This is a genomic window from Pseudomonas sp. PB103 (genome assembly GCF_009764635.1).
GTDB lineage: Bacteria > Pseudomonadota > Gammaproteobacteria > Pseudomonadales > Pseudomonadaceae > Aquipseudomonas.
In genome coordinates this window covers 1-13,848 of record NZ_RWIL01000063.1, presented here as the reverse complement: position 1 = coordinate 13,848, position 13,848 = coordinate 1, and the positions used below count along the sequence as shown (strand labels likewise).

The following is a 13,848-nucleotide window of genomic DNA, read 5'->3' as shown; positions in this document are numbered from 1 at the left end:
GGCAGGGCAGGGTATTGGCGGACACTGAGGGGACTTCTGCGGACAGCTGGCAAACCCTGTGCTAACTTCCATCGACATAACCGGTTACAAAAATAACAATCAAGCGTGATCCGGAATGTCATCCCCATGAATGTAAAAGTCCAAGACCCGACTTTCGAACTGGCGCTGGTCTCGCCGTTCCTCCTGCAAACCCTCGCCGAAGTTGCGCAGAACAAGGGCGTCGACCCCGAAAGCCTGTGCCGTGGCCTGGGCTTTACCCTTGAAGATCTGCAAGACCCGGCGCAGCGAATTTCCTATCGCCAGGCCGTGGCAATGATTCAACGCGCACTCAAAGTGCTGCCCAATCAAGGTTTGGGGCTGTGGGTCGGCGCGCAGAACGTGCTGGGTACGCTGGGTTTGCTTGGGCATGTGTTGTCGCTGTGCAAGACTTTGCGCGATGCCTTTGCCCTCGGGATTCGTCATCAGCACACCTCGGGCGGGATTGTGGTGTCCAGTGTCGATGTGGTCGGCGCTCAGGTGCATCTCGATGCTGAATGTCGCTTGCCGTTTGCCGATGTTCAGGTGTTCGCGGTGGAAGAGTTTTTCGCCAGTTTGCTGGTGTACGGCCGAGCCTTGGCGGGCGCTGATTTCAAGCCGATTGCCGTCGAGTTTGTGCACGCCGCGCCGGATTACCTCAGCGAATACCATCGTCTGCTGGGACCGGAGGTGCGTTTTGGTTGCTTGCACAATCGCATGCTGATCGATGTGCAATGGCTGGACGTCAACCTGCCCAACCATCATTCGCTGGCGCTGCGTCAGGCGGTTGCCTTGCTGGAGCTGGAAGCGGCGCAGGTGCATCAGAAGCTTGATCTGATTCAGGCGGTGGAGCGGGCGATTGCCCGGGACCTGAGTCGTGGCAGCCATATCGAAAAGATTGCCGGTGATTTGAACATGAGCAGTCGCACGTTGCGTCGGCGCTTGACTGAGCATGCGCTGACGTTTGAGGCGCTGCTGGAGCAGGTGCGCCAGGCGCGGACGATGAGTTTGCTGGCCAATCCCGATATGCCGATCGAACGGATTACTGAAGAGGTGGGCTACAGCGATGTGCGCAGTTTTCGCCGGGCGTTCAAGCGCTGGACGGGGCTGAGCCCGAGTGCGTGGCGGCATGAGAGCACTACGGCTTAGTGCACATGACCCTTTGTGGCGAGGGGATTTATCCCCGATGGGCTGCGAAGCAGTCCTGAAAACCGGTCACCGCGATTTATCAGATGTACCGAATTGAATGAAATTGGGGCTGCTTCGCAGCCCATCGGGGATAAATCCCCTCGCCACAGGTCATCGTCAGCGCCTTCTGAATCCCCACAAACTGTCCGGCCACAGGTAAACTCCCGCGCACTTTTCCAAGGAGTTCACATGAGTTACTACCAGCCGGGCATTCTCGCCACCCCCGTTCCTGCGCAAGCACGCCATCTGTTTTTCGCCCTCGAGTCGGTAGCAGCACTGCCGCAGGCGATCGACAACCTGATCAATCAGGTGGACGGCAAGTCGGCAGTGGTCGGATTTGGCGAGTCCCTGGCCAAGGCCCTCAACGTGCAGATCGACGGCCTGCGCAGCTTCCCGGCCATGAGCGGCGTCGGCGTCGAAAACCCGTCGACCCAACACGCACTGTGGGTCTGGCTGCACGGCGTCGACCGTGGTGAACTGCTCAACCGCTGCAACGCCCTCGAAGCCGCACTGGCCCCGGCCCTGCGCCTGGTCGAAATGCAGGAAGCCTTCCGCCACAAGGACGGCCACGACCTCACCGGTTACGAAGACGGCACCGAGAACCCGCACGACGAAGCCGCTATCGCCGCCGCCCTGCAAAGCGCCGGCACTGACGGCATGGTCGGCGGCAGCTTCGCCGCGATCCAGCAATGGCAGCACGACCTCAAGGGTTTCCACAAACTCTCGGCCGACGACAAAGACAACATCATGGGCCGTCGCCTCAGCGATAACGAAGAGATCGACGACGCGCCAGTCTCCGCCCACGTCAAACGCACCGCGCAGGAAAGCTTCGCCCCGGAAGCGTTCGTCGTGCGCCGCTCGATGCCGTGGATCGAAGGTGATCGCGCCGGGCTGATGTTCCTCGCCTTTGGTTTCTCGCTGGATGCCTTCGAAGCGCAATTGCGACGCATGAGCGGCCTGGAAGATGGCATCACCGACGGTTTGTATCGCATCAGCCGGCCGATCACCGGCGGCTACTACTGGTGCCCGCCGCTGAAGGACGGTCACCTCGATCTGCGCGCCTTGCGCATCGGCTAAAGGAATGGACATGGACGTGGTGCGTTGGGGCATGATCGGTTGCGGCAGCGTCGCTGAACGCAAGAGCGGGCCGGCCTTCTATAAGGCGCCCGGTTCGGCGCTGGTGGCGGTGATGGGCCGACGCCTTGAGGCGGTGACTGACTACGCCGCGCGCCACGGCATTGCGCGGGTCTACACCGACGTCGATGCGCTGATCAACGATCCCGAGGTCGACGCGGTGTACATCGCCACGCCGCCCGACAGCCACCATGCCTACAGCTTGAAAGTCGCTGCCGCCGGCAAACATTGCTGCGTGGAAAAGCCCATGGCGCTGAATGCCGGGCAAAGCCGCGAGATGCAGCAGGCGTTTGCCGAGGCCGGATTGCGTTTGTTTGTTTCCTACTACCGCCGTTCGTTGCCGCGTTTTGCGCAGGTGCGGCAGTGGCTGGAGGAGGGGCGTATTGGTGAGGTTCGGCATCTGAGCTGGACGCTGAGCAAAGCGCCTTCGCCGGCGGATCTGGACGGTCGCGACAACTGGCGTACCGATCCGGCGGTGGCCGGTGGCGGTTACTTTGCCGACCTCGCCAGCCATGGCTTTGACCTGTTCCAGTATCTGCTCGGCGACATTGTCGAAGTCGCTGGATTCACCGCGCGTCAAGCCGGTTTGTATGCCGCCGAAGATGCCGTCAGCGCCAGTTGGCGGTTTGCCTCCGGGGCGCTGGGCATGGGGTGCTGGAATTTTGTTGCGGATCGGCGCGAGGATCGCGTCGAGATTATCGGCAGTCTTGGGCGCATCAGTTTTTCGGTGTTTGATGAGCATCCCGTGCAATTGCATGCCGATGAAATCATTAGCCTGGAAATCCCGCATCACGAACACATTCAGTGGCATCACGTGCTGGGCATGAATGCGCATATTCGTGGTGGTTCAGAACATCCCGCCGTCGCCGAACAAGCGCTCAAGACCGATTGGGTCATGGATCAAATTCTCAAACGCCACTGACCTCCAGTCTTACACCATCCCCTGTGGGAGCTGGCTTGCCAGCGATAGCGGTGGTTCAGATAGCCAATCAGTTGGCTGACAGAACGCCATCGCTGGCAAGCCAGCTCCCACAGGGAATCGCGTGTGTCATGCATCTAAGGTTATGCCCAAACAATATTTCTAACCTTGTCATAACAACTCTAAGATCACGTCATAACTCGTTATAACAAGTGATCCCGTGATGACCGATAACGTTCTCTCCCTCAGTAGCGTCCCGCTGCACACCCAACTGCGCGATGTCCTCCGTGCGCGCATTCTCGACGGCGAATACCCGCAAGACAGCCAGATGCCTTCCGAAAGCGAGCTGGGTGCGCTGTTCAAAGTCAGCCGCATCACCGTGCGTCAGGCGCTCGGCGATCTGCAAAAAGAGGGGCTGATCTTCAAGATCCACGGCAAAGGCACCTTCGTCGCCAAGCCGAAAACCTTTCAAAACGTCAGCAGCCTGCAAGGCCTCGCCGAGTCGATGACCGGCCGTGGCTACGAGGTGATCAACCGCCTGCGCAGCTTCAAATTCATCCCGGCCGACAAGCGCGTCGCCGAGCGTTTGCAGGTCACCGAAGGCGAGATCGTCGCGCAGATCAAACGCGTGCGGTTGATCAATCGCGAGCCGATTTCGCTGGAAATCACTTACCTGCCAAAAGCCGTCGGCGAGCGCCTGGAGAAGGCCGATCTGGTCACCCGCGACATCTTCCTGATCCTCGAAAACGACTGCGGCATCGCCCTCGGCCACGCCGATCTGGCCATCGACGCGGTGCTGGCTGACAGCGACCTGACCCAGGCGCTGAACGTCGAGGCTGGCTCGCCGATCATGCGCATTGAACGTCTGACCCACGACGCACAGGGCCAGCCGCTGGATTTCGAACACCTTTATTACCGTGGCGATGCATTCCAGTACCGCCTGCGGATCGACCGGCAAAAAGGGGAGCAGGCATGACCCGCAACGTTCTCGAACAGGAATACGACATTGTCGTCATCGGCGGTGGCACTGCCGGGCCGATGGCCGCGATCAAAGCCAAGGAAAAGAACCGCGACCTGCGCGTGTTGCTGGTCGACAAGGCCAACGTCAAACGCAGCGGCGCGATCAGCATGGGCATGGACGGCCTGAACAACGCGATCATCCCCGGCCACTCGACGCCGGAGCAGTACACCAAGGAAATCACCATCGCCAATGACGGCATCGTCAATCAGGCAGCGGTGTACGCCTACGCGACCCACAGTTTCGAAACCATCGAGCAGCTCGACCGTTGGGGCGTGAAGTTCGAGAAGGACGAAACCGGCGATTATGCGGTGAAAAAAGTCCACCACATGGGCGCCTACGTGCTGCCGATGCCGGAAGGGCACGACATCAAAAAGGTTCTTTATCGCCAGTTGAAACGTGCGCGAGTGAGCATCACCAACCGCCTCGTCTGCACGCGATTGCTGACCGACGAGGAGGGCACCGTCAACGGGGTGATGGGCTTCGACTGCCGCACCGCTGATTTCCATGTGATCAAAGCCAAAGCGGTGATCCTCGCCTGCGGCGCTGCCGGGCGACTCGGCCTGCCATCGTCGGGCTACCTGATGGGCACCTACGAAAACCCGACCAACGCCGGTGACGGCTACGCGATGGCCTATCACGCCGGCGCCGAACTGGCCAACCTCGAGTGCTTCCAGATCAACCCGCTGATCAAGGATTACAACGGCCCGGCCTGCGCTTACGTCACCGGCCCGCTGGGCGGCTACACCGCCAACAACAAGGGCGAACGCTTCATCGAGTGCGACTACTGGAGCGGGCAAATGATGTGGGAGTTTCACCAGGAGCTGGAGAGCGGCAACGGCCCGGTGTTCCTCAAACTCGATCACCTGGCCGAGGAAACCATCCAGAACATCGAGGAGATTCTGCACAGCAACGAGCGCCCGAGTCGCGGCCAGTTTCACGCCAATCGCGGCACTGATTACCGCACGCAAATGGTCGAAATGCACATCTCCGAAATCGGTTTTTGCAGCGGTCACTCGGCGTCTGGCGTGTGGGTCAACGAACGCGCCGAGACGTCGGTGAAAGGCTTGTACTCGGCGGGTGACATGGCCGCTGTGCCGCATAACTACATGCTCGGCGCGTTCACCTACGGCTGGTTTGCCGGGCACAACGCCGCTGATTTCGTCGCCGGGCGCGAGTTTTCCGCGCTGGATGCCGAGCAGATCGAGAAAGAAAAAGCCCGGGTCTACGCACCGCTGGATCGCGAACATGGCCTGCCGCCGGCACAGGTCGAGTACAAGCTGCGACGCTTCGTCAACGATTACCTGCAACCGCCGAAAGTCACCAAGAAAATGCAGATCGGCCTGCAACGCTTCAGCGACATCGAACGCGATCTCGAGCAGATGAAGGCCAACAACGCCCACGAACTGATGCGTGCGATGGAGACCAGCGTGATCCGCGACTGCGCCGAAATGGCCGCCCGCGCCTCGTTGTTCCGTGCCGAAAGCCGCTGGGGCCTGTACCACTATCGCGTCGACCACCCGCAGCGCAACGACAGCGAGTGGTTCTGCCATTGCCACCTGAAGAAGGGCGATGACGGCCAGATGACCAGTTTCAAGAAAGCCGTCGAGCCTTACATCATCCCGCTTGATGCCGAAGAAATGCAGGCCTACGACCGCTTGCGGGTCGGCGCTTTCGCCGCTTGATACATCAATAAATCAAAGAGTCCGAACCATGGCCTATCAAGCTCAGGAAATCTTCTTCCGCTCCAACGCCCCCGTCACCGTGGACGAGGACAAATGCATCGCCGAAAAGGGCTGCACCGTGTGCGTCGACGTTTGCCCGATGGACTTGCTGGCGATCAATCCAGCGACGCAGAAGGCCTACATGGCTTTTGACGAATGCTGGTACTGCATGCCGTGCGAGAAGGATTGCCCGACGGGCGCCGTCAAAGTCGACATTCCCTATTTATTGCGTTGATTGAAAGGGCCTCATCGCTGGCAAGCCAGCTCCCACAGGTTTCTCGGGTGTTTGCAAAATTTAGGTCCCACCGCAAATCCCTGTGGGAGCTGCGGTGCGACGATTCGACTTGCCAGCGATGAGGCCGGCCCAGATACCGCAAAGCCATCCGGAAACACCGGACGCTGGATTCATCGAAAACCCCTCGTTTCCCACCGCGCCCTGATCGCGGCGGAGACGAACTCAAATAAATGATTCGAGGGGAAACAACCATGTTGCGTGCAGCAATCGCCGGTCTGGTACTGGCTTCGTTCACCTTGTCGGCCTCGGCCGAAACCATCCGCATCGCCATCGGCACCCAAGACACCACCATCAACTGCGCCGCCGGCGGCTTGTTGATTCGTGAACTCGGTCTGATCGACAAATACCTGCCCCACGACGGCGCTTATAAAGACGCCAAGTACGACGTGCAGTGGAAGAACTTCACCAGCGGCGCGCCGCTGACCAACGAGATGGTTGCCGGCAAACTCGACTTCGGCGCCATGGCCGATTTCCCCGGCGCGTTCAACGGCGTGGCGTTTGAAACCGCTGGTAAGCACAGCCTGTTTATCAGCGTGCTGTCGGGCAGTATCAAAGGCAGCGGCAACGGCATCGTCGTGCCGAGCGCGTCGGGCGTGCAGTCGCTGAGCGAGCTAAAAGGCAAGACCATTTCCGTACCGTTTGCCTCCACCGCCCACGGCATGTTGCTGCGTGCGGTGGCGGCACAGGGTTGGGACCCGCTGAAAGACGTCAACATCATCGCCCAACCGCCGGAGGTTGCCGGCTCCGCGTTGCAGGCCGGCAAGATCGACGCCCACGCCGATTTTGTGCCGTTCGCCGAACTGTTCCCGAGTCGTGGTTTCGCCCGCAAGATCTACGACGGCGCCCAGGCCAATGCGCCGACCTTCCACGGTGCGCTGGTGGATCAGGCGTATGCGAAAAAGTACCCAGAGGTCGTCGTCGCTTACCTGCGTGCGAGCATCGAGGCCAATCAACTGCTCGCGGCGGAACCGGAGAAGTACAGCGAGCTGATCGCCAAAGTCACTGGCGTCGATGCCGAGGTCAATTACCTGTTCCACGGCCCGCTTGGCGTGCAGACCCGCGACCTGAGCTGGAAGCCTGAATATCGCCAGGCGGTCGGCACGGCGATCGATACGCTGAAGCTGCTGAAGAAGGCCGATCGTGGCCTCGACCTCAATACCTTCATTGACGATCAATACATCCGTGCGGCGTTCAAGGCATCGAACCTCGATTACACCGCGCAACTGGCCAACTACGCGCAGACGCCGCTGAAGGCCACGGATGCAGCGTCCGGTAAAGCAATCACTGACTTCAGCCATGTCGCTGAAATCTGGGTGCGCGGCGAAGACAAAGTGCGCCAGTACGCCTCGGCGGAAGAGGCGTTTACTGCGCTGGCGGCGTTGAAGCAGGAAGGCAAGAGCGTTCGGGCGGTGTATGCACAGGCCAGTGATAGCGGGATCAAGTTGTTGGCTGAGCAGGCATGGTTTGCCAGTGATGCCAAGGGGCGCCTGAGTGCATTCCTGCTCAAAGGCCAAGCTGCTCAATTTGCCTCGGCACAGGGCGGCAAAGTCTTTGACTTCACCGATGCCACCACCCAAGCCGTTGCCTCGCGTTGATGAAGATCAAGAGCCCCTCACCCTAGCCCTCTCCCGGAGGGAGAGGGGACTGATCGAGGTGTTTGGGCGAGGTACGCCGACTTGAGATACCGAGTCGAACTCGGGCTTTGAAAAGACTCTATCGAGCCGGGCTCAGGTTTTGAACAGCTTGAAGATCGGCTCCCTTTCCCCTCGCCCCCCTGGGGGAGAGGGCTGGGGTGAGGGGGTAAATATCAGCCACAACACAGCTCCACAACTGGAAACCCGATCCATGAAATCACCCACCCTACGCTGGACATCTAGAGCCGCTTCACTGCTGCTCTGCCTGCTGTTCTGGCAACTCGCCGCCAGCCATCACTGGAACCTCGGCCTCGTCACCTTCGCCAACGTGCCGACACCCATCGCGGTGATCGAAGCCGCGCTGGGCCTCGGCGACTCCGGCAAACTCCTGCAGCACCTTTCCGCCAGCCTCAGCCGCGTTTTCGCCGGCTACCTTGCGGCACTGGTCATCGGCATCGCCCTGGGCTTGGCCATCGGCCGCTCGAAATGGGCCGAAGACTTGCTGCTGCCACCGCTGGAAGTCCTGCGCCCAATCCCCGCCGTCGCGTGGATTCCGCTGGCGATCCTGATGTTCCCGTCCTCCGAACTGTCGATGGTCTTCATCACCTTCACCGGCGCACTGTTCCCGATTCTGCTCAACACCGTGCACGGCGTAGAAGGCGTTGACCCACGCCTGATCGCCTCAGCGAAAAGCCTCGGGGCAGGGCGCCGGGCGATCCTGCTGGAAGTCATCCTGCCGGGTGCTGCGCCAAGCATCATCACGGGGCTGGCAATCGGCATGGGCACTTCGTGGTTCTGTCTGGTCACGGCGGAAATGATCTCCGGCCAGTTCGGTATCGGTTACTACACCTGGGAGTCCTACACGATTCAGAACTACGCCGACATCGTCGTCGGCATGCTCTTGATCGGTGTGCTGGGCATGGGCAGCAGTCTGCTGATCAAACGTCTGGGCGGGTTGTTCACACCCTGGCATCGACCGCGAGGAAAAGCCTGATGAGCGCGATGCAAACCCCGGAAGGGCGGATCGATATTCGCCAATTGTCCATCGTCCTCGGCCAAGGAAGTGAAGCGTTCGAAGCGGTACGGGAGCTTGATTGCCAGATCGAACCCGGCCAGTTCGTGTGCATTCTCGGCCCGTCCGGTTGTGGCAAATCGACCTTGCTCGGTGCCTTGGCCGGGCATTTGAGTGCGCACGCCGGCAGCTTGAAAGTTGATGGCGGCGAAGTGTCCGGGCCGTCACCGCAGCGCGGCATGGTGTTCCAGCATCACACGCTGTTTCCGTGGCGCACGGTGCGCGATAACGTCGCTTTCGGCCTGAAAATGCGCGGCATTGGCAAGGCTGAACGGCATCGCGCTGCTGAAGACATCCTCAAACTGGTTGGCCTCGAAGGTTTCGCTGAGCGCTGGCCCGATCAGCTCTCTGGCGGTATGCAGCAACGCGTCGAGATCGCCCGGGTGCTGGTCAATCGCCCGCGCCTGTTGCTGATGGACGAGCCGTTCGGCGCGCTGGATGCGCTGACCCGGCTGAACATGCAAGAGCTGCTGCTGGACATCTGGACGCGCATCCGCACCACCGTGGTGTTCGTCACTCACGACATCGACGAGGCACTGTTTCTCGCTGACCGCTTGCTGGTGATGAGCGCGCGGCCGGGGCGAATCATCGAAGATTTGCGCCTGGATTTTGCCCGACCGCGCACCAGCGAATTGGTGACCAGCGCCGAATTTTCCCGACTCAAACGCCACTGCCTCGACCTGCTGCGCCACGACGACGACCGACCGCTGCCGCGCCTCAATCCGCTCGGCCTGCCTCCCGAAAACCCTTTGCCGCGATTTGCCCTATGACCTCTATTTTTGCTGTGACCGATAACGACGACATTCTCGCCCTGCAACCGCGCCTGACTGCAGAAGACGCTGGCGTGCGCCGTATTGCCCTGATTGATCTGGCCGATCTTGAAGAGCCGGATGGCTTGCTCTGGCTGGTTGATCGGCTGGGACAAGATCCCGCCGAAGAAGTCCGCGCCGAAGCCGCGCGGTTGCTGGAAGCCTGGGAGGATGAGGAAGTCGTGCAAGCGCTGTGCGAGGCGCTGACCGATCCGGCGCCCGCCGTGCAATCCGCTGCCGCGCAGAGTCTGAGCTTGCTGAAAACCGAAGCGGCGGGGCGGGTGATTTTGCCGTGGACTGATCACGCGGATGTCAGCGTACGTATCGCGGCGTTCCGTGCCCTGCGTGAACTGCGTTTCGCCGATGCCGCGCCTGCTGCAGTCACCGCGCTGAACGATGCCGACGCCAGTGTTCGTCGCGAAGCCGTCGGGGTGCTCGGCTGGCTCAAGCAACTTGACGCATTACCGGCATTAGCCCGATTGGCCAGCGATGACCCCGACACCGAAGTGCGCCGCGCGGCCACCGGCGCGTTGGGCCTGGCCTCCAGCGCCGAAGTCCTGCCGGCTCTGCGTCAGGCCTTGCAGGACAACGCCTGGCAAGTGCGCGAAGAAGCCGCGACGACCTTGGGCAAGGTCGGCCACATTGATGCGGGCTCAGCGTTGGTCGAAGCGCTGAGCGACGATTATTGGCAAGTGCGTTTGCGCGCCACCCGCAGCCTCGGTCGTTTGCGTTTCGCGCCGGCACTCGACGCGTTGATCGACACCCTCGGCCATCGCATCAGCAACCTGCGCAAAGAGGCCGCGCTGGCCTTGGGTGAGTTGCATGATCGCGGTGCCGTGGCCGCGTTGCAGGCCGCGCAGGATGACGGCGACCCGGAAGTGCGCAAAGCCGTGCGCATTGCCCTGAGTCAATTGCAATGAACCCGCTGTCGGTCAGTAACTCGCAAAGCGAGCGGACGTTACGCCTGGGTTGGCCAGATGGCCGCGAACAGCAACTCAACCACGCCGAACTGCGCCGCCAGTGCCCATGCTCGCAATGCCGCGCCTTCCGCCTGCAAGGCGTGACGCCGATGGTTGATGATCGCGTACGCCTGATCGAACTCAACCCCCAGGGCTACGGCGTACAACTGATCTTCAGCGACGGCCACCAACGCGGCATCTACCCGTGGCCCTATCTGGCAAACCTATGACAATCCCTGCAGGAGCTGCCGAAGGCTGCGATCTTTTGATCCTGTTTTTAACAATCAACATCAAAAGATCGCAGCCTTCGGCAGCTCCTACATTGCCAATTGCCAATCAGCAATCAGCCAGTCGGGTTATTGCGCGGCGGTCATTGAAGGCCGGCAGCCATGGAAAATATCCAGCCCCGGTTGATACAGCGAGGTCTTTACCTCAAACAACCCCAGCACCGAGTGAAACAGGTTGTCGTGGCTCAGATCTGCCTGCGCAGTCTTGCCTTGCAGGCACCCGCGATCAATCCCTTCATTGGCCAGTGTGTGATCACCAAACCACATCACCATCGGCACATGCGTTTGCGCTTCAGGCGCCAGCGCATAGGGCGCCGCATGCAGATAGAGGCCATTTTCGCCCAGCGATTCACCGTGATCGGAGACGTACACCATTGACGTATCCAGTGTCTGCTGATTGCGCTTGAGCAACTCGATGACCTTGGCGAGAAAGTGGTCGGTGTACAAAATCGTGTTGTCGTACACGTTCACCAGTTCATCGCGGCTGCAACTGCCCAACTGGTTGGTGTGGCAGATCGGCTTGAAACGCTCCATGTCTTGCGGGTAGCGCTGGTAATACTCGGGGCCGTGGCTACCGTCCGCATGCAGGACGATGATCGCGTGGCCCTTGAGGCTGTCGATGTAGCCTTGCAGGTCCGCCAGCAGCGCTTCATCGAGGCAGTTGTTGCCGTCGCAGAACGGCCCCGGCTGGTTCTTCGCGATGTCGCGGTGCGGTACGCGCAGGCAGGTGCCTTTGCAGTCGCTGTTGTTGTCCAGCCACAGCACCTGCACCCCGGCGCGCTGGAGGATGTCGAGCAGGCCTTGGTAGGTTTTGCCTTTCTTGTCGCTGTAGTCCTCACGCGGGAACATCGAGAACATGCACGGCACCGACACCGCCGTCGACGTGCCGCAGGAATGCACTTGAGTGAAATTAAGGATGTCGAGTTTGCTCAACTCGGGATTGGTCTCGCGCTCATAGCCGTTCAGCGAAAAGTGATCGGCGCGGGCGGTTTCACCGACCACGAAGACCATCAGCGATTTTTTCTCGCGACTGGCAGCCTTGGCGCTCATCACCGCGTCTTCGCCGATGGCCTGCACCACGAAGTGCTTTTTGATGCCCAGGCGTTGCTTGGTGTATTTGCTGATCGCGTAGATGTAATTGGTCGGGTTGATGAAGTGAGTGAGCTTGTCTTCTTCGCGAAAGATCGGCGCGTAAGTCGAATAGAACGTGCCCACTGAGGCGGCGATCACCAGCACGCAACCGACGATCACCAGAACCTTGTTGAGCAACCCGCGAAAGAACGGCCGATAACTCACCGGCCAACGCCAGATCAGCGCCGCCGGCAACACACCGAGCAGCAACACGTAAGCGAGCAACTTGCTGTTGAACAGCGCGGCGGCTTCGGATGGATTGGTTTCGAAGACGTTCTGGATCATCACCGTGTCGATGGTGATGCCGTACTCGTTCATGAAATAAGCTGCGCAGGCCGAGAGCAGGGCAACCACGGTGAGCGCCGGTTTCAGCGTCCAGCGAAATGACACCAGCGTCAGCAGCAGAGTGATAGCCGCCCATAAAAACAGCCCGAACGAGGCGAAAAACCCCAGTTTGTGCGCGCCTTGCAAAGTGATCAGCGTGCCCAGCGCCTTCCAGGTCGCCAGGTTGTACAGCGCGACCAATGCCAGGGAAAACAGCAGCACCAGTCGGGTCGGAGTGATGGACGGTAAACGCAGTCCGTTGCCCAAAGCCATTCGCACTTTTCCTCTACTCAAATAGAAAACACACACGGTTGCGCGTGTAACAGTAGAAGAACAATAGTAAAAAATCCGTAAACATCCTGTAACAAGTCGAAAGCAACCCTGTAGGAGCTGCTGAAGGTTCGGGCCGCGATCGGACGATCTTTTGATCTTGATCTTGTTTTTAAAGATCAAGATCAAAAGATCGCAGCCTACGGCAGCTCCTACAGTGGGGGCGTGGGGGTCAGAAGGATTTGCTTAGGCTGGCGACGACGGTGGCGGTGCAGACGTCTTTGAAGCCCCAGTTGCTCAGGCATTGGCTCTGTGAGAGGTCAGTGTCGATGTAACTCAGTCCCAACACCACGCCGGCGAGGTTGTGAGTGAGTTTGACCTCCCACTCGCGGTACGAGTCTTCAGCGCTGCCCGACGCCGAGTACAAGTGCAGATCCTTGAAATCCATGTTGCCGTAACGCAACTTCAGCCCCGAGTCATAGGGCAATTCAGTTTCATAACCGATGTAGGTGTACAGCGAGTTCTGCTGGCTATCGATCCCCGGCGCGTCGTTGGAGTAATACGCCGCCAGCTTCACCCCGTACACGCCGAGAATCCCGTAGACCTCACTCTGGTTGAACTGGCTTTCCTTGGGGTAGGCGTACTTGATGTAGCCCAGATCAAGGCTGACATCCTCGGTCGCCTGCCATAGCCAGCCGCCGTAATAATCGACTTCCTGACGGGTTTTCAGGCCGCCGCCGAAATCGACGTTGGAGCTCCAGGCGCCGAGGTACGGGCCGCTGCTGTGCGCGAGGGTCAAACCGGCCTGCACGGCAGGGTCGTTTTGCGTTTGCGAGATGCCGCGAGTGCGGTAATCGCTGGCTAAATTCAGGTCCACCACCAGCGCAAAATCATCGTTCAAAGGGATCGCTTGGCTGCTCAAGGGCAGCGCGCTCAAAAAACTCAGGGCGAACAGGGGCAAGGCTTTCATGTGAAGTCCCGATGTTGTGATTATTTTTGGGCAGTACGAACCCCTGTAGGAGCTGCCGCAGGCTGCGATCTTTTGATCTTGATCCTTAAAAACAAGATC

General features: G+C 60.0%; 13 protein-coding genes. 11 read left to right on the top strand and 2 right to left on the bottom strand.

Features of this window, described 5'->3' with window-relative positions:
- Positions 1 to 126: 126 nt before the first annotated feature.
- From EJA70_RS12680 to EJA70_RS12630, 11 genes are all read left to right on the top strand, one after another.
- Positions 127 to 1,164 carry an AraC family transcriptional regulator gene (locus EJA70_RS12680; RefSeq protein WP_158831089.1) on the top strand — a complete coding sequence of 346 codons (1,038 nt, stop codon included), beginning with the start codon at positions 127 to 129 and terminating at the stop codon, positions 1,162 to 1,164.
- Between the two features lie 228 nt (positions 1,165 to 1,392).
- Positions 1,393 to 2,280 carry a Dyp-type peroxidase gene (locus EJA70_RS12675; protein ID WP_158831087.1) on the top strand — a complete coding sequence of 296 codons (888 nt, stop codon included), beginning with the start codon at positions 1,393 to 1,395 and terminating at the stop codon, positions 2,278 to 2,280.
- Positions 2,281 to 2,290: 10 nt separating this feature from the next.
- Positions 2,291 to 3,259, top strand: a complete 969-nt coding sequence (locus EJA70_RS12670; RefSeq protein ID WP_158831085.1) for a Gfo/Idh/MocA family protein — start codon at positions 2,291 to 2,293, stop codon at positions 3,257 to 3,259.
- 220 nt (positions 3,260 to 3,479) lie between these two features.
- Positions 3,480 to 4,232, top strand: coding sequence for a GntR family transcriptional regulator (locus tag EJA70_RS12665; RefSeq protein ID WP_130926627.1), 753 nt, complete (start codon positions 3,480 to 3,482; stop codon positions 4,230 to 4,232).
- A complete protein-coding gene (locus EJA70_RS12660) occupies positions 4,229 to 5,959 on the top strand; it encodes a fumarate reductase/succinate dehydrogenase flavoprotein subunit (protein WP_122600338.1) in 1,731 nt (576 codons plus the stop codon). Before EJA70_RS12665 ends, EJA70_RS12660 begins: the two co-directional genes overlap by 4 nt.
- A gap of 28 nt (positions 5,960 to 5,987) precedes the next feature.
- Positions 5,988 to 6,233: a ferredoxin family protein gene (locus EJA70_RS12655; RefSeq protein WP_003225615.1), complete on the top strand. Its 246-nt coding sequence runs from the start codon at positions 5,988 to 5,990 to the stop codon at positions 6,231 to 6,233.
- A 251-nt stretch (positions 6,234 to 6,484) separates the two neighbouring features.
- Positions 6,485 to 7,888 (top strand): ABC transporter substrate-binding protein, encoded by a 1,404-nt coding sequence (locus EJA70_RS12650; protein ID WP_158831083.1) that lies wholly within the window; start codon positions 6,485 to 6,487, stop codon positions 7,886 to 7,888.
- Positions 7,889 to 8,138: 250 nt separating this feature from the next.
- Positions 8,139 to 8,921 (top strand): ABC transporter permease, encoded by a 783-nt coding sequence (locus EJA70_RS12645; RefSeq protein ID WP_158831081.1) that lies wholly within the window; start codon positions 8,139 to 8,141, stop codon positions 8,919 to 8,921.
- On the top strand, positions 8,921 to 9,769 hold the full coding sequence (locus EJA70_RS12640) for an ABC transporter ATP-binding protein (protein WP_158831079.1): 849 nt from the start codon (positions 8,921 to 8,923) through the stop codon (positions 9,767 to 9,769). The genes EJA70_RS12645 and EJA70_RS12640 overlap by 1 nt, the downstream gene beginning before the upstream one ends.
- The gene (locus tag EJA70_RS12635) at positions 9,766 to 10,728 is read left to right on the top strand and encodes a HEAT repeat domain-containing protein (protein ID WP_158831077.1); all 963 of its coding nucleotides are present in this window, start codon (positions 9,766 to 9,768) and stop codon (positions 10,726 to 10,728) included. Before EJA70_RS12640 ends, EJA70_RS12635 begins: the two co-directional genes overlap by 4 nt.
- Complete coding sequence (locus EJA70_RS12630; protein WP_158831075.1) at positions 10,725 to 10,997, top strand: DUF971 domain-containing protein; 273 nt, start codon at positions 10,725 to 10,727, stop codon at positions 10,995 to 10,997. The genes EJA70_RS12635 and EJA70_RS12630 overlap by 4 nt, the downstream gene beginning before the upstream one ends.
- Positions 10,998 to 11,123: 126 nt before the next feature.
- Here EJA70_RS12630 and EJA70_RS12625 read toward each other — a convergent pair whose 3' ends face one another.
- Both EJA70_RS12625 and EJA70_RS12620 read right to left on the bottom strand, forming a co-directional pair.
- Positions 11,124 to 12,782 (bottom strand): phosphoethanolamine transferase, encoded by a 1,659-nt coding sequence (locus EJA70_RS12625; RefSeq protein ID WP_158831073.1) that lies wholly within the window; start codon positions 12,780 to 12,782, stop codon positions 11,124 to 11,126.
- Between the two features lie 229 nt (positions 12,783 to 13,011).
- Complete coding sequence (locus EJA70_RS12620; RefSeq protein WP_158831071.1) at positions 13,012 to 13,749, bottom strand: TorF family putative porin; 738 nt, start codon at positions 13,747 to 13,749, stop codon at positions 13,012 to 13,014.
- Between the last annotated feature and the right edge of the window lie 99 nt (positions 13,750 to 13,848).